This is a genomic window from Microbacterium sp. CFBP 13617 (genome assembly GCF_014839445.1).
Classification (GTDB): domain Bacteria; phylum Actinomycetota; class Actinomycetes; order Actinomycetales; family Microbacteriaceae; genus Microbacterium.
The window spans coordinates 419,479-438,591 of sequence record NZ_JACYNW010000002.1; the positions used below are offsets into that span (position 1 = coordinate 419,479).

Below are 19,113 nucleotides of genomic sequence, written 5' to 3' on the forward strand. Positions count from 1 at the left end.
TCAGTGTACCGGCGCGCCCACGGCGCCCACCGGGCCGGTGGCGAGGGTGACGGGGTCGGGATTCGGGGCGAACCAGGTGCCCACCGCATCGCCCGCGAGAGCGGATGAGACGAGGTCGGCGCTGGTGACGAGCACCCCGACGCCGGCGGTGGAGGCCAGCTTCGCGGCCGACGCCTTGGTCGCCGCTCCCCCGGTCCCCACGCCGTTGACGACGCCGGCGCCGAACTCGAACTGCGACAGGTCGTCGCCCCACGCCACATCGACGATCGGGCGCGCTCCGGGCTCGCTCGGCGGCAGCGTGTACAGGCACTCGATGTCGCTCAACAGCACGAGTGCGTCGGCACCGATCAGCTGCGCCACGAGAGCGGCGAGCCGGTCGTTGTCGCCGAAACGGATCTCGTGGGTCGCGACGGTGTCGTTCTCGTTGACGATGGGCAGGATGCCGAGACCCAGCAGCCGTTCCATCGCCCGGCGCGCGTTCGAACGGTGCGTGGCGTTCTCGAGGTCGCCCGCCGTGAGCAGGACCTGCCCGGCAAGCAGGCCGAAGCGGTCGAGCGAGGTCTGGTAGCGCCACATGAGCACGTTCTGACCGACGGCGGCCGCGGCCTGCTGCGTCGCCAGGTCGTTGGGTCGGCCGCCGAGGTCGAGCAACGGCAGGGCCGTCGCGATCGCCCCGGACGAGACGAGCACCACCTCGGTCCCCGCGCCGCGCGCGTGGGCGAGAGCCTCGACGATCGTGTCGATCCGGTGCGCCCCGTCGCCGCTGATCGACGACGAGCCCACCTTCACCACGACGCGGCCGGCTCCCGGGATCGCGGAGCGCGAGGTCGCGCTCACCGCTCCTCGTCCTCGGCGGACGACAGCGAGGGATCCCCGTCGGCGCCGATGCCCACGGCCCGGGCGGCACGCCGCTCGGTCTCGAGCTCGGCGCGGGCCTCGGCCTTGGCATCCATGCGCTCGTGGTACCGCTCGCGGCGCTCCGACGAGGTGCGGCGCGGGTTCTGCACGAGACGGGGGTCGGTGCCGCGGGGGGCCGTCATGAGCTCGGCCGCCGAGGTGAGCGTGGGCTCCCAGTCGAAGACGATCCCGTCGCCGGGGCCGATGACGACGGTCGCACCGGCGACCGCACCGGCGCGGAACAGGCCCTCTTCGATGCCCAGGCGCGCGAGACGGTCGGCGAGGTAGCCCACGGCCTCTTCGTTCTGGAAGTCGGTCTGCTGCACCCACTTGACCGGCTTGTCGCCGAGCACGCGGTAGACGGGACCGTAGGTGCCGCCCTCGACCTTGATCTCGAAGTCCTTGCGAGTGCCCTGCGGGCGGATGACGATGCGCTCCACGGGAGCCTCGTCGATCGACGCCAGGCGGTGCTGCTCCACCACGTCGGCCAGGGCGAAGGTGAGTTCGCGCAGGCCCGTGCGGCTGACCGTGGAGATCTCGAACACACGGAAACCGCGGGCCTCGAGGTCGGGACGCACGAAGTCGGCGAGCTCGCGGGCCTCGGGCACATCGATCTTGTTCAGCGCGATGATCTGCGGGCGCTCGAGGAGCGGGGTCTGCCCCTCGGGCACGGGGTAGGCGCCGAGCTCGGCGAGGATGACGTCGAGGTCGGTGAGCGGGTCGCGACCGGGGTCGAGCGTCGCGCAGTCGAGCACGTGCACGAGAGCCGTGCAGCGTTCGACGTGGCGGAGGAACTCCAGGCCCAGGCCCTTGCCCTCGCTCGCGCCCTCGATGAGACCCGGGACGTCGGCGATGGTGAAGCGGATGTCACCCGACTGCACGACGCCCAGGTTGGGGTGCAGCGTGGTGAAGGGGTAGTCGGCGATCTTCGGTCGCGCCGCCGAGACGGCGGCGATGAGGCTCGACTTTCCCGCCGACGGGAAGCCGACGAGGGCGATGTCGGCGACGGTCTTGAGCTCGAGGACGACGTCGCCTTCCCAGCCGGGCGTTCCGAGCAGCGCGAAGCCGGGGGCCTTGCGCTTGGGCGACGACAGCGAGGCGTTGCCGAGGCCGCCGAGACCACCGGGGGCGACGATGAAGCGCATGCCCGGGGTGAGCATGTCGACGAGCACGGTGCCGTCTGGGTCCTTCACGACCGTGCCGAGCGGCACGGGGAGCTCCTGGTCTTCGCCCATCGCGCCCGAGCGGTGGTCGCCCATGCCGAAACCACCGTTGCCGGCGGTGCGATGCGGCGAGTGGTGGTACGACAGCAGCGTGGTGACCTGGGGGTCGGCGACGAGCACGACGTCGCCGCCGCTGCCGCCGTTGCCGCCGTCGGGGCCGGCCAGAGGCTTGAACTTCTCGCGGCGCACCGAGACGCAGCCGTTGCCGCCCTTGCCCGCACGGAGGTGCAGGGTGACGCGGTCGACGAAGGTGACCATGAGTGTCCTTTCAGGACGGACCGGCGGGTGCCGGGAAGAAAAGAAGAGGGGGCGGGCTGTGTGCCCACCCCCTCTGAAGCGCTGAGCGCTCGGTATTACTCCGCTGCTGCGGTGACGATGTTGACGACCTTGCGGCCGCCCTTGGCGCCGAACTGAACCGCACCGGGGGCCAGGGCGAACAGGGTGTCGTCGCCACCGCGGCCGACGTTGGCGCCGGGGTGGAAGTGCGTGCCACGCTGGCGGACGATGATCTCGCCGGCGAGGACGACCTGACCGCCGAAGCGCTTCACGCCGAGGCGCTGTGCGTTGGAGTCACGACCGTTACGGGTGGAGCTTGCGCCCTTTTTGTGTGCCATCTCTGCGTCTCCTGGCTCTTACTTGATGCCGGTGATCTTGACGCGCGTGAGGTCCTGGCGGTGGCCCTGGCGCTTCTTGTAGCCGGTCTTGTTCTTGAACTTCTGGATCACGATCTTCGGACCGCGCTCCTCGCCGAGGACCTCGGCCGTGACCGAGACCTTCGCGAGCTTGTCGGCGTCGGTCGTGACCGCGTCGCCGTCGACGAACAGGACGGCGGGCAGCTGGATGCTCTCGCCGATCTTCGCCTTCTGGCGGTCGAGCACGACGACCGTGCCGACCTGGACCTTCTCCTGGCGGCCGCCGGCGCGCACAACTGCGTAAACCACTTCACACCTGTTTTCGTTCGGGAGCGCGGAGCTCCGGTTGTCTGATGACGTCGGGAGGGTCTGGCGACCCAAGTCTCGGTGCGATCCGGCGGGCAAAGCCCGCGGGGTCACGCTCCAGTAAGGGCGGACGCGACGCACCAAGGGTCAAGTTTAGCTCACCGGGCGGCATCCGGCAAAAGCATTCGGCCCGCGTGTCGACCTAGGATCGCGGGATGGTGATTCTGATCGACGATCCGCAGTGGCCCGCGCACGGACGACTGTGGGCGCACCTGGTCAGCGACAGCGACCTCGACGAACTGCACGCCTTCGCCGCCGCGGCCGGAATCCCCCGCCGCGCGTTCGATCTCGACCACTACGACGTCCCCGATGAGCGGCACGCCGACCTGGTCGCCGCCGGAGCCCAGCACGTCGGCGGCAAAGAGCTCGTTCGACGCCTGCGGGCCTCGGGCCTGCGGATCACGGCGCGCGAACGCCGCTGACACGCGTGTGGGGCCGCGACCCGTCGCCCGACCGAAGTCGGGAACGATGGGTCGCGGCCCCACACGCACGAGGGAGCGGACTCAGGCCTCGCTGGAGGGCTGGGCGTTGACGGGGGTGCCGGTGAGCGCCGCGGTCGTCACACGGCGCCGTGAGCGGCCCTGTCCGGGCGCCTTGGGCTCGGGGAGGGCCTCGAGCACCGACTCGAGAAGGGCGTCCTTCTCGGTACGGGGCGCCTTGGGCTCGCGCTTCTTGCGCGGACGCTTCTCGCGGACCGGTGCGGGTGCCTCGGCCTGGGCCTCGACGACGGCCTCCACCGACGCGACCACGGCCGCCTCGACCACGGCGGGGTCATCGAGGGTCGGCTTCACGGTGGATGCCGCGATCTGAGCGAGAGCGGACTTCACGCCCTCGGTGATCACGTGGGTGCCGCCGGTCGGCGCCGCTCCCCCGTTGCCGGTGGAGGAGGCTCCGGCCGACGCGCCACCGCCGTGTGCGGCGTGGCCGTTCGATCCGTTGCCGTTCGCGGGAGTGTTGCCCCCGCGACCGCGGCGGTTCGACGAGCCGGTGTTGCCGCCGCCGTTGCTGCTGCCGTTCCCGGCCGGGCGGTGCTTGACGACGGGGTCGTGGTGCACGACCACGCCGCGACCGGCGCACACGTCGCACGCCTCGCTGAAGGTCTCGAGCAGGCCGAGTCCGAGCTTCTTGCGGGTCATCTGCACGAGGCCGAGCGAGGTGACTTCGGCGACCTGGTGCTTCGTGCGGTCGCGGCTGAGGCATTCGATCAGGCGACGCAGCACGAGATCGCGGTTGGATTCGAGCACCATGTCGATGAAGTCGACGACGATGATGCCGCCGATGTCGCGCAGGCGTAGCTGGCGCACGATCTCTTCGGCCGCCTCGAGGTTGTTCTTGGTGACGGTCTCTTCGAGGTTGCCGCCCGAGCCGACGAACTTGCCGGTGTTGACGTCGACGACCGTCATGGCCTCGGTGCGGTCGATCACGAGCGAGCCGCCCGAGGGCAGCCAGACCTTGCGGTCGAGGGCCTTCTCGATCTGCTCGGTGACGCGGAACGCGTCGAACGGGTCCTGCTCGCCCTCGTACTTCTCGACGCGCTCGAGCAGGTCGGGGGCCACGCCCTGGAGGTAGCTCGAGATGGTCTGCAGCGCCTCGTCGCCCTGGATGAGCATGCGCGTGAAGTCCTCGTTGAAGACGTCGCGCACGATCTTGACCAGCAGGTCGGGCTCGGAGTGCAGCAGAGCGGGGGCCTGGATGGTCTTGATCTGGCTCGAGACGTGCTCCCACTGCGAGGTGAGGCGCTGCACGTCGAGGGTGAGCTGCTCTTCGGTGGCGCCTTCGGCGGCCGTGCGGACGATGACGCCCGACGATTCGGGGAGCACCTCCTTGAGGATCTTCTTCAGGCGCGCGCGCTCGGTGTCGGGGAGCTTGCGCGAGATGCCGTTCATCGTGCCGTTGGGCACGTAGACGAGGTAACGGCCGGGCAGCGAGATCTGGCTCGTCAGGCGGGCGCCCTTGTGTCCCACGGGGTCTTTGGTGACCTGCACCAGGACGCGGTCGCCCGACTTGAGCGCGAGCTCGATGCGACGCGGCTGGTTGTTGGTCTCGACGCCGTCCCAATCGACTTCACCGGAGTACAGCACGGCGTTGCGGCCGCGGCCGATGTCGACGAACGCCGCCTCCATGCTGGGAAGCACGTTCTGCACACGACCCAGGTAGACGTTGCCGATGAGCGAGGCGTCCTGGTTGCGGGCGACGTAGTGCTCGACGAGCACGTTGTCTTCGAGCACGGCGATCTGGATGCGGCCGGCCTTGGACCGCACGACCATCACGCGGTCGACGGCCTCGCGACGGGCGAGGAACTCGGCCTCGGTGACGACGGGGCGGCGACGGCCGGCCTCGCGGCCATCGCGGCGACGCTGCTTCTTCGCCTCGAGGCGCGTGGAGCCCTTGATGCGCTGCGGCTCGGTGATGAGCTCGACCGCGCGCTGTCGCACCGGGGCTGCGGGGGCCTCGTGCTGCTCGGCGGGGGCGACGTCGACACCGCCGCGTCGGCGGTTGCGGCGACGGGCGTTGGCGGAGCCGCGCTCGAGGGGGCCGTCGTCGTCGCGGTCGTCGCGCTCGTCACGGTCGTCGCGGTCATCGACGTCGTCGCGCACCGGGAAGGCCGGCAGCGCGGGGGCGTAGAAGTGCAGCGCCGTCGACACGGCCGAGACGAAGACCTCGGGCAGCAGTCCGAGCGAGACGGCCGTGGGACGCGCGGGAGCCTCGGACTCGGTGGCGGCCTCGGGCTGTGCGGAGACCTCCGGCTGAGCGGGAGCCTCGGGCTGAGCGGCGACCTCGGGCTGAGCCGGAGCCTCCGGCTCAGCGACGTCGGGGGCGGCGACCTCGGCAGCGGATGCCGTGGCGTCGGCGCCCTGGTCCGCCGCGGACGCGTCGGCGACAGGCTCCTCGACGCTCGCGACGTTCGCTTCGGCAACGTCGTCACCAGCAGCGTCGTCACCGGCAGCGGCCTGAGCCGGTGCGTCGTCGGATCCCTCGTCGAGCACGGCGGGGGGTGCCACATCGTCGGCGGCGGCCTGCTCGGCATCCTGCACCGCGGCCTCTTCGTCGTCGACGGGGGGCACGAATCCCGCGGCGGCCTCCGTCTCGGACGCGAGGGTCTCGAATTGCGGAGCCTCGGTCTCGGGCGTCACCTGGTCAGCGGGGGTCTGATCGTCGGTCTTGTCGGCCATATCGGGGATACTCCCTAGCGGGCGACACCGCGCGTCACCCGGCGAAATCTCATGCGGCGCCGCACCCGGCGGGGCCGCGAACTCACTCGGTCTGCAGCAGGCCTGTGGCGCTTGCTGCGATGGGCGGTCATCGCCCGAAGTCTTCTGGGTGATGTTCCTGCGGCGCGGCCGCGGTCACATCAGCTTTCATTATCGCACGGACCACGCGTTTCGCCCGCAGAAGGTCGACGACGAGCCGTCTTCAGCCGGCGGAGAAGTCAGCGGTGGCAGAATCGCGGCATGAGCGAAACCGTCACGACCCGTCGTCCGATCGTCACGGCGGTCTGGCTCATCTTCGCCGGGATCGTCGGCTGGTGGGCAGCGTTCTCGCTGACGATGGAGCGGTTCCACCAGCTCATGGATCCCACGGCCGCCGCGTCGTGCGACTTCAGCGTCCTCGTGCAGTGCTCGGCCAATCTGCAGTCGTCGCAGGGAAGCGTGTTCGGCTTCCCCAACCCGATCATCGGACTGTCGGCGTGGATCGCTCCCATCGTGGTCGGGGTCGCGCTGCTGGCCGGCGCCCGATTCGCACGCTGGTTCTGGGCCCTCTTCTGGCTGGGCTTCGCTCTGGCCCTGACCTTCGTCATCTGGCTGATCGCGCAGAGCCTGTTCGTTCTGGCCACTCTCTGCCCGTGGTGCATGGTGACGTGGTCGGTCGTCATCCCCTCGTTCTTCGTCGTGACCCTGCACGTTCTGCGCGAGGGCGTCCTTCCGGGCGCGCGGGTGCGCGAGGTCGCCGACCGTCTCATGGTGTGGGTGCCGTTGATGAGCATCGTGGCCTTCGCCGTCATCGCGGTGATCGCGCAGCTGCGGCTCGACGTGCTCGCGCAGCTGTGAGGTCACGGCGGCCCTGACCCACCGGCCCGGCGATGGGCATCCGAGTCGCGCGGCTCGCCTCGCGGGCCCTATCCTCCAGGAATGGATGTGATGAACCCGCTGGTGCCGGCCGCCTACGACGTCGTGTGGGCGGTCGTCGCACTGGTCGCGTTCGCTCTCGCCGTCTGGGCGATCGTCGGCCTGTCCCGTGGAGCGGCCCGGCTGTCGTCCCTGACGGTGGTGCTGTGGGCCGTGGTCATTCTGCTCGTGCCCGTCCTGGGACCGGTGGCCTGGCTCGCCGCCGGTCGTCGTGCGGGGCGCGGGATCGCGCGCAGCTGACAAACGCGCCGCCGCGCGGATCCGATTCGACAGGCCGTGCGGCCACGCGGGCCGATCAAACGACGATGGCCGCCACCCCCTCGGGGGCGGCGGCCATCTCGGCATCCGGGATCAGGCGAACCAGATCGCCAGTTCGCGTTCGGCGGACTCGGTGCTGTCGCTGCCGTGCACGAGGTTCTGCTGCACCTTGAGGCCCCAGTCGCGACCGAAGTCGCCGCGGATGGTGCCGGGGGCGGCCGTGGTCGGGTCGGTGGTGCCGGCCAGCGAGCGGAAGCCCTCGATCACGCGGTTCCCGGCGAGGCGGATCGCGACCGACGGGCCCGAGAGCATGAACTCCAGCAGCGGCTCGTAGAAGGGCTTGCCCTCGTGCTCGGCGTAGTGCTGGGCGAGGCGCTCACGATCGGGCTCGACGAGGCGGATGTCGACGAGCGCGTAGCCCTTCGCCTCGATGCGGGCGAGGATGGCGCCGGTCAGTCCGCGGGCGACGCCGTCGGGCTTGACCAGGACGAGGGTCTCTTCGGTAGCCATGGGTCATTCTCCGTTCGAGAGGTCGGGATGAGCGGCGCGTCGGGCGTTCTGCCGGTCCAGTGCCGCTCCCTTGATGGTGGCATACGCCCACATGCCGCCGAAAATGAGGGCGACCACCGCGAGGGCGGGAACGAGGAATCCGCCGAGCAGCAGCAGGATCTGCAGGGCCCAGCCGACGACGATCGCCGCGCGATGCTGCAGCAGCCCCGCCACGGCGACCATGGCGACCGCCATGACGACGCCGCCGACGATGCCCCACCAGGGTTCGATGCCGAAGGGCAGCACCTTCAGGCCGTAGACGACCAGGCCGCCGAGGAACACCACGATCGATTCGAAGCCGAGCACGACGGCGCCGAGCGACTCGAGCGCACCGCGCTGACGCCGCACGCGCGGGGTCCGTGGGGCGCGCGGGCTCACTCCTGCCACCCCGACTTCCAGTCCTCGAGCTCCGACAACCGCAGCGCCTCGCCCGCGAGCACGACGGAACCGGCGATGATGACCGCGCGCCGGTCGGATTCCGCGGCCCACGCGCGCGCCGCGTCGGCGGCGTCTTCGAGCGTCGGGTGCACGGTGACGGGCAGGTCGGCCGCCTCGGCGACGTCGGCGATCACGTCGGGGTCGCTGGCGCGGTCGCTCGCGGGGGCCGTGGCGAACACGCGCGCGACGGCGGGCACGAGCGCCGACATGATGCCCCGGGCGTCTTTGCCGTCCAGGATGCCGACGACGGCACCCCACTCGTCGATGTCGAACGCCTCGTCGAGGGCGGCGACGAGCGCGCGGGCGCCGTGCGGGTTGTGCGCCGCGTCGACGAAGACGGTCGGCGCCGTCCCGACGAGCTGAAGGCGCCCGGGCGAGGTGGCGTTCGCGAGGCCGTCGGCCACGACCTCGGCGGCCAGGGGCTGCGTGCCCCCGCCGATGAGCGACTCCACGGCCGCGACCGCCAGGGCGGCGTTGGTGCCCTGGTGCGCGCCGTACAGCGGCAGGTACAGCTCGGGGTACGACCCCGCGACCCCGCGGATCGTCAGCATCTGCCCGCCGACGGCCAGCGCCTGGGCCTCGAGCGCGAAGCCGTCGCCGGCCACCGACACGGTCGCGCCCTCCTTCTCGGCGCGTGCGCGGATGACGCGGAGCGCCGCGTCGGGCTGCGCGGCCGAGACGACGGCGGCGCCGGGCTTGATGATGCCCGCCTTGACCGTCGCGATCTCGGTGATCGTGGAGCCCAGGCGGTCGGTGTGATCGATGTCGATGGGCGTGAAGACCGCGACGTCGCCGTCGGCGGTGTTGGTGGAGTCCCACTCCCCGCCCATGCCGACCTCGAGCACCAGCACGTCGATCGGCGCGTCGGCGCAGACCACGAAGGCCAGCACCGTCAGCAGCTCGAAGAACGTCAGCGGCGCATCGTCGTCGGCGGTGAGCTCGGCGTCGACCATGTCGACGAACGGCGTGATCTCGTCCCACGCGTCGGCGATCGCGGCATCCGCCACCGGTTCGCCGTCGATGAGGATCCGCTCGGTGAAGCGCTCGAGGTGCGGGCTCGTGAACAGGCCCGTACGCAGTCCCAGGCCGCGCAACAGGCTCTCGATCATGCGGCTGGTCGAGGTCTTGCCGTTCGTGCCCGTGACGTGGATGACGCGGTAGGTGCGCTGCGGGTCGGCGAGCAGCTCGAGCACTCGGCGTGTGCGCTCGACGCGCGGCTGCACCCACTGCTCCCCCTGGCGTTCCAGCAGGGCGCTGTAGACGGCGTCTGCTCGGGTGCGGTCGCTCATGCGGTGGCTCCGATCCGCGCGACGGCGACCGTGACGGCACCGACGTTCGCGTAGGTTCTCGCGGCGATCTGGGTCTCGTACGCGGCGGGGGCGATGGCCCCGCGTTCGATGAGCCTTCCCTCGGGGCCGGCGAGCACGACGGCTTCGGCGAGGGTCTCGGATGCCACGCCGGCGACGTCGAACGCCTGGGCGACCGCCCGCGCGTCGGCGTCGTCGACGAAGGTGAGCGAGAGGAAGATCCGGTCGCTCACGTCGAAGCCGGCGGCCTTGCGGGTGTCCTGGATGCCGCGGATCATGTCGCGCGCCAGGCCCTCGGCTTCGAGCTCGGGGGTGGTGACGGTGTCGAGCAGCACGAAGCCGCCCGTCGCCAGCACGGCGAGAGCTTCGCCCTCGGGGCGACCCGCGGTCTCGACCACGAGGTCGTACTCGGCGGGCTCCAGCGCGATGCCGCCGGCGACGACCCGTCCGTCGACCTCGTTCCAGTCGCCCTCGCGGGCGGCCTTGATCGCCTGCTGCACTTGCTTGCCCAGGCGGGGACCCGCCGCGCGGGCGTTGACCGACAGGCGGTGCGTGATGCCGTACTCGGCGGCGGTGCCGGCCTGCAGGGTGACCTGCTCGACGTTCTTCACGTTGAGCTCCTCGCGCAGGATGTCGTCGAACTGCGCCAAGCCGGTGGCACCCGGAGTCACCACCGTCAGGCGCGGCAGCGGCAGGCGCACGCGCTTGCCCTCGCGCTTGCGGAGCGCGTTGGCGACGCTCGAGACGTCGCGGACGGTGTCCATCGCCGTGCGGATGTCGGCCGCGGCGGGGAACGCGTCGGCGTCGGGCCAGTCGGTCAGGTGCACGCTGCGCCCACCCGTCAGGCCCTGCCACACGCGCTCGGTCACCAGCGGCAGCAACGGGGCGGCGACGCGGGTGAGCGTTTCGAGCACCGTGTAGAGCGTGTCGAACGCTTCACGGCTGGTCGGGTCGTCGGTCACGCCCACCCAGAAACGGTCGCGCGAGCGGCGGATGTACCAGTTGGTCAGCACCTCGGCGAAGTCGCGCAGACGCTCGGCCGCGGTCGTGGAGTCGAGCCCCTCGAGGTCGGCGGCGACGCCCTTCACCAGGTCACCGGTGAGCGCGAGGATGTAGCGGTCGAGCACGTCGGTGGAGTCGGTGCGCCACTCGGCCGTGTAGCCCTCCCCCGACGCGTTGGCGTACGTGGCGAAGAAGTACCACGCGTTCCACATCGGCAGCAGGAACTCGCGCACCCCCGAGCGGATGCCCTCCTCGGTCACGACGAGGTTGCCGCCGCGCAGCACGCTCGACGACATGAGGAACCACCGCATGGCGTCCGAGCCGTCGCGGTCGAAGACCTCGCGCACGTCGGGGTAGTTGCGCAGCGACTTCGACATCTTCTGCCCGTCGTTGCCCAGCACGATGCCGTGGCACGACACGCCCGTGAAGGCCGGGCGGTCGAAGAGCGCGGTCGAGAGCACGTGCATGACGTAGAACCAGCCGCGCGTCTGCCCGATGTACTCGACGATGAAGTCGGCGGGGGCGTGCTCGTCGAACCACTCGTGGTTCTCGAACGGGTAGTGCACCTGCGCGAACGGCATGGAGCCCGAGTCGAACCAGACGTCGAGCACGTCTTCGATGCGGCGCATCGTCGAGCGTCCCGTCGGGTCGTCGGGGTTCGGACGCGTGAGGTCGTCGATGTAGGGGCGGTGCAGGTCGACCTCGCCGTCGCCGTTCACCGGCAGGCGGCCGAAGTCGGCCTCGATGTCGGCGAGAGAGCCGTACACGTCGACGCGCGGGTAGTTCGCGTCGTCGCTCTTCCACACCGGGATCGGCGAGCCCCAGTAGCGGTTGCGGCTGATCGACCAGTCGCGTGCGCCCTCGAGCCACTTGCCGAACTGACCTTCCTTGACGTTCTCGGGCACCCAGGTGATCTGCTGGTTGTTCGCCAGCAGGTCGTCCTTGATCTCGGTCACCCGCACGAACCAGCTCGACACGGCCTTGTAGATCAGGGGGTTCCGGCAGCGCCAGCAGTGCGGGTACGAGTGCTCGTACGACGCCTCGCGCAGCAGACGGCCCTGCTGCGTGAGCAGGCGGATGAGGGGCCGGTTGGCCTCCATCCACAGCTCGCCGGCCACGTCGGTCACGGCCGAGAGGAACCGGCCGCCGTCGTCGAGCGAGATGATCGTCGGCAGGCCCGCGGCGTCGGCGAGGCGCTTGTCGTCCTCACCGTACGCGGGCGCCTGGTGCACGATGCCCGTGCCGTCGCTGACGGTGACGTAGTCGTCGACGAGGATCTTCCAGGCGTTGCCGGTCCCCCACGTCTCGGCGTCGGCGTAGTAGTCGAAGAGGCGGTCGTACGACACGCCCTCGAGCTCGGCGCCGGTGAGCGTGGTCTGCACGGCCTGGCGGGCGGCATCCGGGGTCTCGTACCCCAGGTCCTTCGCGTAGCCCGGCAGCAGGTCTTCGGCGAGCAGATAGCGGTGGGCGGTGGCCTCGATCGCTTCGTCGGGGGTGCCGTCGGGGGCGCGGTGCACGTCGGCGGCACCGTGGGGACCGCCCTCGATGACCGCGTACCGGATGCCGGGACCCACCGCGAGAGCGAGGTTCGTCGGCAGGGTCCACGGCGTCGTCGTCCACGCCAGCGCCCGCACGCCGGTGAGCCCGAGCGCCTCGGCCTTTGCACCGACGAGCGGGAAGGTCACGGTGACCGAGGGGTCCTGGCGCATCTTGTAGACGTCGTCGTCCATGCGCAGCTCGTGCGTCGACAGGGGGGTCTCATCGCGCCAGCAGTACGGCAGCACGCGGTAGCCCTCGTACGCGAGGCCCTTGTCGTGGAGCGTCTTGAAGGCCCAGAGCACGCTCTCCATGTAGGTCGTGTCGAGCGTCTTGTACCCGCGGTCGAAGTCGACCCAGCGGGCCTGGCGGGTGACGTAGTCCTGCCAGTCGCGCGTGTACTCCAGCACCGACTCGCGGGCCTTGGCGTTGAAGGTCGCAACGCCCATGCGCTCGATCTCGTCCTTCTCGGTGATCCCGAGCTGCTTCATGGCCTCGAGCTCGGCCGGGAGACCGTGGGTGTCCCACCCGAAGACGCGGTCGACCTTCTTGCCGCGCATGGTCTGGAAGCGCGGGAACACGTCTTTGGCGTACCCGGTGAGCAGGTGCCCGTAGTGCGGCAGGCCGTTGGCGAAGGGAGGGCCGTCGTAGAACACCCACTCCTCGCCGCCGTCGCGGTTCGCGATCGACGCGCGGAAGGTGTCGTCGGCCTCCCAGAACGCGAGGGTGTCGTTCTCGATCGCCGGGAAGCGAGGGCTCGGGACGACGGATGCCGCGGACGCCGGGGTGGTGGCATCCGGGCTCGCGGACGCGTCGGCGGCGGGGCCGAAGGATGAGGGGCGTGGGTAGGTCATGTCACTCCGCGGGTCGAGGTTCACTCGCCGGGACGACCCTTGCGGACCGCGGTACCACCCTGCGTTGCGCCCTCTCGCGAGGACGCCTCTCTCACTGCGGCGATGACGGGCCTGCCCCGCTCGGTTCTACCGCGGGCCGTGACCCGTTTCTTCCGAGAGCTCCCCGGTGATGGCCGGATCGGTGCTGATGCGCCCAGTCTACGCGCTCGGGCTGTTGTGCGGTGCGGTGGGGTGCGGCGGGGTGCGGCGGGGCTTGAGGTTGCGTCGCGGGGGGTGGTGCGGGCGTGGGGCGGCGGTTGCGGGCGTGGGGCAGCAAGGGCGTTGAGTGTCCGAGACACGCCGCGTGTGGCGGTGCGGGTGCGGTGTGTCCTGGACACTCAACGGGGCTGCGCCCGCGCGGTCGGCACCCGGTGCCGCCGGACGGGCGGGCTCGGGCCGGGCGCGGGCCCGGGGGCGGTCGCGCGACCGGGTCGGCAGAGGCGTTGAGTGTCCAAGACACGCCGCGTGTGGCGGTGCAGTTGCGGCGTGTCCTGGACACTCAACGGGGTTGCGTCGCGCGCGGGCTGACGGCCCGTGCCGCTGCCTGCAGTCGCGCGCGGGGTCCCGGCGACCGCACGCGGGGGCCGACAGAGGCGTTGAGTGTCCAAGACACGCCGCATGGAGCGGTGCGGGCACGGCGTGTCCTGGACACTCAACGGGGCTGCGCCCGTGCGGTCGGCCGCCCGCTGCCGACGGCCGGCAGTCGCGCAGTCGCGCGTGCGGGCGGGCGCGCGCAGCTCACCCGGCGGTGGACGGGCCGGGACCCACGCCCGCCGCGGCGAGCAACTCCCTCGTGAACGGATGCCGGGGATCGGCGAAGACGCACGACACCGTGCCCGAGTCCACAACGCGGCCGTCCTTCATCACGATGACGTCGTCGGCGATCGAGGCCACGACGTCGAGATCGTGAGTGATGAACACCATCGCGAGGTCGCGCTCGCGCTGGAGGGCGAGCAACCGTTCGAGGATCCGCTCGCGCACCGTCGCGTCGAGCGCCGACACCGGCTCGTCGAGCACGAGCAGGTCGGGGTCGGCGGCGAGGGCGCGAGCGATCGCGACGCGCTGGCGCTGACCACCCGACAGCTGGGCCGGAAGCCGTCGGCCGAACGCCGAGCCGAGCCCCACCTCGTCGAGCAGGTCGCCGACCGCGGCCCGACGGCCGGCCCGCGGCACACCCGCGGCGGCGACCGCCTCGCCGAGCGTGCGTCCGACGCTCCAACGCGGGTCGAGGGCGCCCCAGGGGTTCTGCTGTACGAGCTGCACGCGACGACGGGCGGCGCCCCTGGCCGCGCGGGGCGACCACGGGCGGCCGTCGAAGGTCAGGGTCCCGGCATCCGGTTCGGTGACGCCGACGATCATGCGCGCGAGCGTCGTCTTGCCCGAGCCCGACTCCCCGACGACGGCGAGCGTGCGACCGCGCCGCACGGCGAACGAGACGTCGTCGACCGCCGCGCGGTCGCCGAACCGCTTCGTCAGAGAGGTGCCCGAGGCCAGCGGAGCGTCGGTGCGGGGGGCGCGATGCAGCGGCGGATGCCGGGTGGCATCGACCAGCGCCCGGGTGTGGGGGTCTCGGGGCGCGGCCATCACCTCGGCCGTGGTCCCCGTCTCGATCGCGCGTCCGTCGTGCAGCACGATCACCCGGTCGGCCACGCGGCGGACGGCAGCCAGGTCGTGGCTGATGAACACCACGGCCACGCCGCTGTCGGCGATCGCGCGCACCTGATCGAGCACGCGCGCCTGCACGGTGGCATCCAGTGCCGTCGTGGGCTCGTCGGCGACCAGGATGCCGGGACCCGCCGCCAACGCCGAGGCGAGCAGCGCGCGTTGGCGCAGGCCGCCCGACAGCTCGTGCGGGTACTGCCGCACGCGACGCTCGGGCTCGGGCAGGGCCACGCGTTCCAGCACCGCGCGCACCCGATCGCGCAGGGCGTCGCCGCGCACGGCGGGTTCGTGGATGCGCAGGGGCTCGGCAACCTCGGCGCCGATCCGGCGCAAGGGGTCGAGCGAGACCAGGGCGTCCTGCGACACGAGGGCGATGCGTCGCCCCCGGAGCCTGCGCCAGGCCCGCTCGCCGAGGGCGCGCGCGTCGACGCCGTCGATGCGCAGGGCGTCGGCGCTCCACGACAGCGTGCGCGGCAACAGTCCGAGCAGTGCGCGGGCGCTCAGCGACTTGCCCGTGCCCGATTCCCCCACGATCGCGACGCACTCCCCCGGCGCGACGTCGAGGTCGAGTCCGCGGACGAGCTCAGTGTCACCGTCGGCGATGCGGAGCCCGCGCACGTGCACGCCGCCCGCGGCGCCCCCGCCCGCGCTGCCCACGCTCGCCCCGCTCCCGCCGCCCGCGCCGCTCCCGCCCGCGCCGCCCCCGCCCGCCGCCCTCACGCCCCGCCCCTCTCGCCCGCTCATACGCCGCGCTCCTCGGCCCGCGCCCGCAGGATACGACCGACGACGCTCACGCTGACCACCGTCGCGGTGATCGCGAGGCCCGGGAACACGGCGACCCAGGGCGCCTGCAGCAGCAGGTTGCGCCCGGCCGAGAGCATGAGCCCCCACTCCGGTGTCGGTTCGGTCGGTCCGAGGCCCAGGAAGCTCAAGCCGGCGGCGGCGAGGATGCTCGTGCCGATGCCGATGGTGCCCAGCACGCTCACCGCGCCCAGCACTCCCGGCAGCACGTGCCGCACGTGCACGGTGACTGCCGGAACCCCCACGATGCGCGCCGCTTCGACGTGCTCGGCGGCGGCCGAGGTGCGCGTCTGCGCACGCGCCAGGCGCACGTACACGGGGACGGCGGCGATCGTGACGGCCACCGCGACGTTGACCGGGCCGGGACCGAGAACGGCGACGACCAGCAGTGCGACGAGGAACTCGGGGAACGCCAGCAGCACGTCGACGACGCGCATCGCCGCGGCGTCGACCAGGCGCGGTGCCATCGCCGACAGCGACCCGACGATCACGCCCACGACCAGCGCGAGCCCCGTCGCGAGCAGTCCGATGCCCACCGAGCGTCCCGCGCCGAAGACCACGCGCGAGTAGACGTCGCGTCCGCTCTGGTCGGTGCCGAACCAGTGGGCGCTGCTCGGCGGCTGGAGCGCCGCCCGCACGTCGGTCAGCAGCGGGTCGTGGGTGGCCAGCAGCCCCGGCGCGAAGGCGGCGAGGGCGACGACGGCGAGAACGGCGCCCGCCGTGCTCAGCGCGACGACGCGGCCCCTCACCCCGGCACCCCCACCCGGGCGCGCAGGGCGGCGTCGGCCCGCCGCAGCCTCGGGTCGAGCACGGGCACGACGAGGTCGACCACCGTGTTCACGACGACGAAGACGAGGGCGCTCAGCAGGATGACTCCCGTGATGACGGGCAGGTCGCGATCGGTGATCGCGGTGAGGGTCACGCGGCCGATTCCAGGACGCGCGAACACCGTCTCGACCAGCACCGCACCCCCCAGCAGCGAGCCGACGAGGTAGGCCGCGAGCGTCACGCCGCCGACGCTCGCGTGGCGCAGGGTGTGGTGCACGCTCTCGCGCAGCGGCGTCGCCCCGCGGGCACGGACGGTGGTGAGGAACGGTTCCCGTTCGGCCGACTCCACGCCGTCACGCAGCACCTGCGACAGCAGCGCGGCGACCGGCAGAGCGAGGGTCACCGCGGGCAGCACGAGGGCCGCGGCATCCCTCGCGCCCGACACGGGGAACCACCCCAGCTGGAAGGAGAAGACCGACAGCAGCACGAGTCCCGTCCAGAACACCGGCGAGGAGAGCACGACGAGTTCGATCCCGGATGCCAGTGCGCGGCCCGTCCGCCCGCGCACGAGCAGGGCGCTGGCCAGGGCCAGCAGCACCGCGATCACGAGTGCGAGGGCGGAGAGCTGCAGCGTGGGTCCGAGCTGACGCCCGATCACCTCGGTCACGGGCTGGCGCAACTGGTACGACTCCCCCAGGTCGCCGCGCAGCAGCCGGCCGAGGAAAGCGCCGTACTGCTCGAAGACCGGGCGGTCGAGGCCCAGCTCGCGGCGGATCCCGTCTTTCACCGCGTCGCTCACCTGCGCCTGCGGGCCGAGCATGACGTCGACCGGATCGCCGGGGATGATGCGGAACGCCACGAACGCCAGCGTCGCCGCCCCCCACAGCACCACGACGACGGATGCCACGATCCCGCCGATGCGCCTCAGCAGGGCGCGCGAGCGAGATCGTGGCATTCCGGGTCCGAGTCTCAGCCGACGGCGGCCGTGGCGAACAGCGGCCGACCGTAGAGGTCGAACGTCAGGCCGGTCACGTCGGGACGGACGGCGCTGATGAGCGCGGGGCTGTACAGGGGCACGATCGCGGCGTGCTGAGCGTTCCACTGCTGCACCTGGGCGTAGATCTCGGCGCGCGCGGTGGGGTCGGTGGTCGACGCGCCCTCGGCGAGCAGCGCGTCGACGGTGGGGTCGCTCACCTGCGAGGCGTTCTGGAAGCCGTCGGTGGCGAGGTGGCTGCGCAGCAGATCGGCGTCGACGCCCGAGAAGCCCCAGTCGGTGACGTCGTAGGTCTTCGGGCCGTACTGCTCGTTGTACGCACCGGGCTCCAGCACCTCGCGCTGCAGGTCGAATCCGACCGCCTTGAGGTCGCTCTGCACGGCGTTGGCGAGTGCGGCGCGGTCGTCGGGCACGGGGGTCCAGGCGATCCAGCGGGCCGTGAGGCGCTGGCCGTCCTTGGTGCGGATGCCATCGGCATCCCGTCCGGTCCATCCGGCCTCATCGAGCAGGGCGCCGGCGGCGGCCGCGTCGAAGGGCCACGAGTTCTCGAGGCTCGCGTCGTAGCCGGGAGTCGTGGAGCCGAGGATGCTCCAGGCGCGCGGGTACTGGCCGAAGAAGATCTCCTGCACGGCGGTGTCGACGTCGATGGCCCGCGTGAAGGCCTGGCGCACCTTCTCGTCGGCGAAGACGCCGTATTTCTCGTTGAGGAACAGCGAGTAGGGCAGGCCGGGGTACTCGATCGACTCCACGGTGTCATCGGCGGGGACCTGGCTGACGAGGTTCGGGGGCAGGTTGGTCACGACGTCGGCCTGGCCGCTCGACAGTGCGCCGACGCGCACCGAGGCCTCGGGCAGGATGTCGACGCGCAGGGTCTGGAAAGCGGGCTTGCCGCCCCCGTCGGGTCCCCACGTGTAGTCGTCGTTGCGGGTGTACACGATGTCCTGGTCGGGCGTGTACTCGGTCAGCTCGAACGGGCCGGTGCCCACCGTGACGCCGGGGCCGCCGGCCTTGAGCTGGTCGGCCTTCGTCTCGAGCACGGCCGGGGAGTAGAACCCGAGCAGCGCCGTGCTCGCGGCCTGCAGGAACGGGGCGTAGGGCTGCGAGAAACGCACGCGCACCGTGTGCTCGTCGACCACGTCGGTGCCGGCGTACAGGTCGCCGCCGAGCATGGATGCCGCCTGCGCCGACGCCGTGTCGGGATCGACGATGCGGTCGAAGTTCGCCTTCACGGCCGCCGCGTCGAAGGGCGTGCCGTCGTGGAAGGTGACGTCGGTGCGGAGGCGGAAGAGGTAGCTCGCGCCGCCGTCTTCGACGTCCCACGACTCGGCGAGCCACGGCGAGAACGAACCGTCGGCCTCTTGGAACACGAGCGAGTCGAGCACCGCGCGCTGCACCATGGCCGACACGTCGAGCTGGCTCGTCTGCGGGTCCATGTGCCCGGCCGAGAGGTTCGCGCCCTCGATCGCCCAGACGATCTCGCCGTCGCCCGAGGCGCCCGGGTCGGAGCCGGAGCACGCCGACAGGGAAAGGGCGGCGACCGCGGCGACGGCGACCGCCGACAGCACGCGACGGGAGAGCGAAGAAGGCATGGACGAACCTCAGAGTTTTCGATGGGGAGGTTTCAGACTACCCGGGTTCCTGGACGCGGTGCGGAAACCTC

At 71.6% G+C, this 19,113-nt stretch carries 16 protein-coding genes; 3 read left to right on the forward strand and 13 right to left on the reverse strand.

Annotation, left to right across the window (positions count from 1 at the left end; all coding sequences use genetic code 11):
• The 4 genes from proB to rplU form a co-directional block, all read right to left on the reverse strand.
• On the reverse strand, window positions 1-837 hold the full coding sequence (gene proB, locus IFU40_RS06625; RefSeq protein ID WP_055836938.1) for a glutamate 5-kinase: 837 nt from the start codon (window positions 835-837) through the stop codon (window positions 1-3).
• Window positions 834-2,378 (reverse strand): GTPase ObgE, encoded by a 1,545-nt coding sequence (gene obgE, locus IFU40_RS06630; RefSeq protein WP_055836935.1) that lies wholly within the window; start codon window positions 2,376-2,378, stop codon window positions 834-836. The genes proB and obgE overlap by 4 nt, the downstream gene beginning before the upstream one ends.
• Before the next feature lie 95 nt (window positions 2,379-2,473).
• Window positions 2,474-2,734, reverse strand: a complete 261-nt coding sequence (rpmA, locus tag IFU40_RS06635) for a 50S ribosomal protein L27 (RefSeq protein WP_055836932.1) — start codon at window positions 2,732-2,734, stop codon at window positions 2,474-2,476.
• An 18-nt stretch (window positions 2,735-2,752) separates the two neighbouring features.
• On the reverse strand, window positions 2,753-3,061 hold the full coding sequence (gene rplU / locus IFU40_RS06640) for a 50S ribosomal protein L21 (RefSeq protein WP_055836929.1): 309 nt from the start codon (window positions 3,059-3,061) through the stop codon (window positions 2,753-2,755).
• 212 nt (window positions 3,062-3,273) lie between these two features.
• Between rplU and IFU40_RS06645 the strand changes: the two genes are divergently transcribed.
• Complete coding sequence (locus tag IFU40_RS06645; protein ID WP_055939938.1) at window positions 3,274-3,540, forward strand: DUF4031 domain-containing protein; 267 nt, start codon at window positions 3,274-3,276, stop codon at window positions 3,538-3,540.
• Between the two features lie 81 nt (window positions 3,541-3,621).
• Here IFU40_RS06645 and IFU40_RS06650 read toward each other — a convergent pair whose 3' ends face one another.
• Complete coding sequence (locus IFU40_RS06650; protein ID WP_191925817.1) at window positions 3,622-6,291, reverse strand: Rne/Rng family ribonuclease; 2,670 nt, start codon at window positions 6,289-6,291, stop codon at window positions 3,622-3,624.
• A gap of 279 nt (window positions 6,292-6,570) precedes the next feature.
• Between IFU40_RS06650 and IFU40_RS06655 the strand changes: the two genes are divergently transcribed.
• Both IFU40_RS06655 and IFU40_RS06660 read left to right on the forward strand, forming a co-directional pair.
• On the forward strand, window positions 6,571-7,167 hold the full coding sequence (locus tag IFU40_RS06655; protein ID WP_070407908.1) for a vitamin K epoxide reductase family protein: 597 nt from the start codon (window positions 6,571-6,573) through the stop codon (window positions 7,165-7,167).
• A gap of 81 nt (window positions 7,168-7,248) precedes the next feature.
• Window positions 7,249-7,485 (forward strand): PLDc N-terminal domain-containing protein, encoded by a 237-nt coding sequence (locus tag IFU40_RS06660; RefSeq protein WP_191925818.1) that lies wholly within the window; start codon window positions 7,249-7,251, stop codon window positions 7,483-7,485.
• Window positions 7,486-7,596: 111 nt separating this feature from the next.
• Here IFU40_RS06660 and ndk read toward each other — a convergent pair whose 3' ends face one another.
• From ndk to IFU40_RS06700, 8 genes are all read right to left on the reverse strand, one after another.
• On the reverse strand, window positions 7,597-8,013 hold the full coding sequence (gene ndk, locus IFU40_RS06665) for a nucleoside-diphosphate kinase (RefSeq protein WP_055836910.1): 417 nt from the start codon (window positions 8,011-8,013) through the stop codon (window positions 7,597-7,599).
• 3 nt (window positions 8,014-8,016) lie between these two features.
• Window positions 8,017-8,400 (reverse strand): DUF4233 domain-containing protein, encoded by a 384-nt coding sequence (locus IFU40_RS06670; RefSeq protein ID WP_342343493.1) that lies wholly within the window; start codon window positions 8,398-8,400, stop codon window positions 8,017-8,019.
• Window positions 8,401-8,426: 26 nt separating this feature from the next.
• Window positions 8,427-9,779: a bifunctional folylpolyglutamate synthase/dihydrofolate synthase gene (locus IFU40_RS06675; protein WP_191925820.1), complete on the reverse strand. Its 1,353-nt coding sequence runs from the start codon at window positions 9,777-9,779 to the stop codon at window positions 8,427-8,429.
• Window positions 9,776-13,189: an isoleucine--tRNA ligase gene (gene ileS / locus IFU40_RS06680; RefSeq protein WP_191925821.1), complete on the reverse strand. Its 3,414-nt coding sequence runs from the start codon at window positions 13,187-13,189 to the stop codon at window positions 9,776-9,778. Before ileS ends, IFU40_RS06675 begins: the two co-directional genes overlap by 4 nt.
• Window positions 13,190-13,966: 777 nt before the next feature.
• Window positions 13,967-15,634 carry a dipeptide ABC transporter ATP-binding protein gene (locus tag IFU40_RS06685; protein WP_191925822.1) on the reverse strand — a complete coding sequence of 556 codons (1,668 nt, stop codon included), beginning with the start codon at window positions 15,632-15,634 and terminating at the stop codon, window positions 13,967-13,969.
• Complete coding sequence (locus tag IFU40_RS06690; protein ID WP_342343494.1) at window positions 15,631-16,440, reverse strand: ABC transporter permease; 810 nt, start codon at window positions 16,438-16,440, stop codon at window positions 15,631-15,633. The genes IFU40_RS06685 and IFU40_RS06690 overlap by 4 nt, the downstream gene beginning before the upstream one ends.
• Window positions 16,437-17,414, reverse strand: a complete 978-nt coding sequence (locus IFU40_RS06695) for an ABC transporter permease (protein ID WP_191925823.1) — start codon at window positions 17,412-17,414, stop codon at window positions 16,437-16,439. The genes IFU40_RS06690 and IFU40_RS06695 overlap by 4 nt, the downstream gene beginning before the upstream one ends.
• 14 nt (window positions 17,415-17,428) lie before the next feature.
• Window positions 17,429-19,042 (reverse strand): ABC transporter substrate-binding protein, encoded by a 1,614-nt coding sequence (locus tag IFU40_RS06700; RefSeq protein ID WP_191925824.1) that lies wholly within the window; start codon window positions 19,040-19,042, stop codon window positions 17,429-17,431.
• Window positions 19,043-19,113 lie beyond the last annotated feature (71 nt).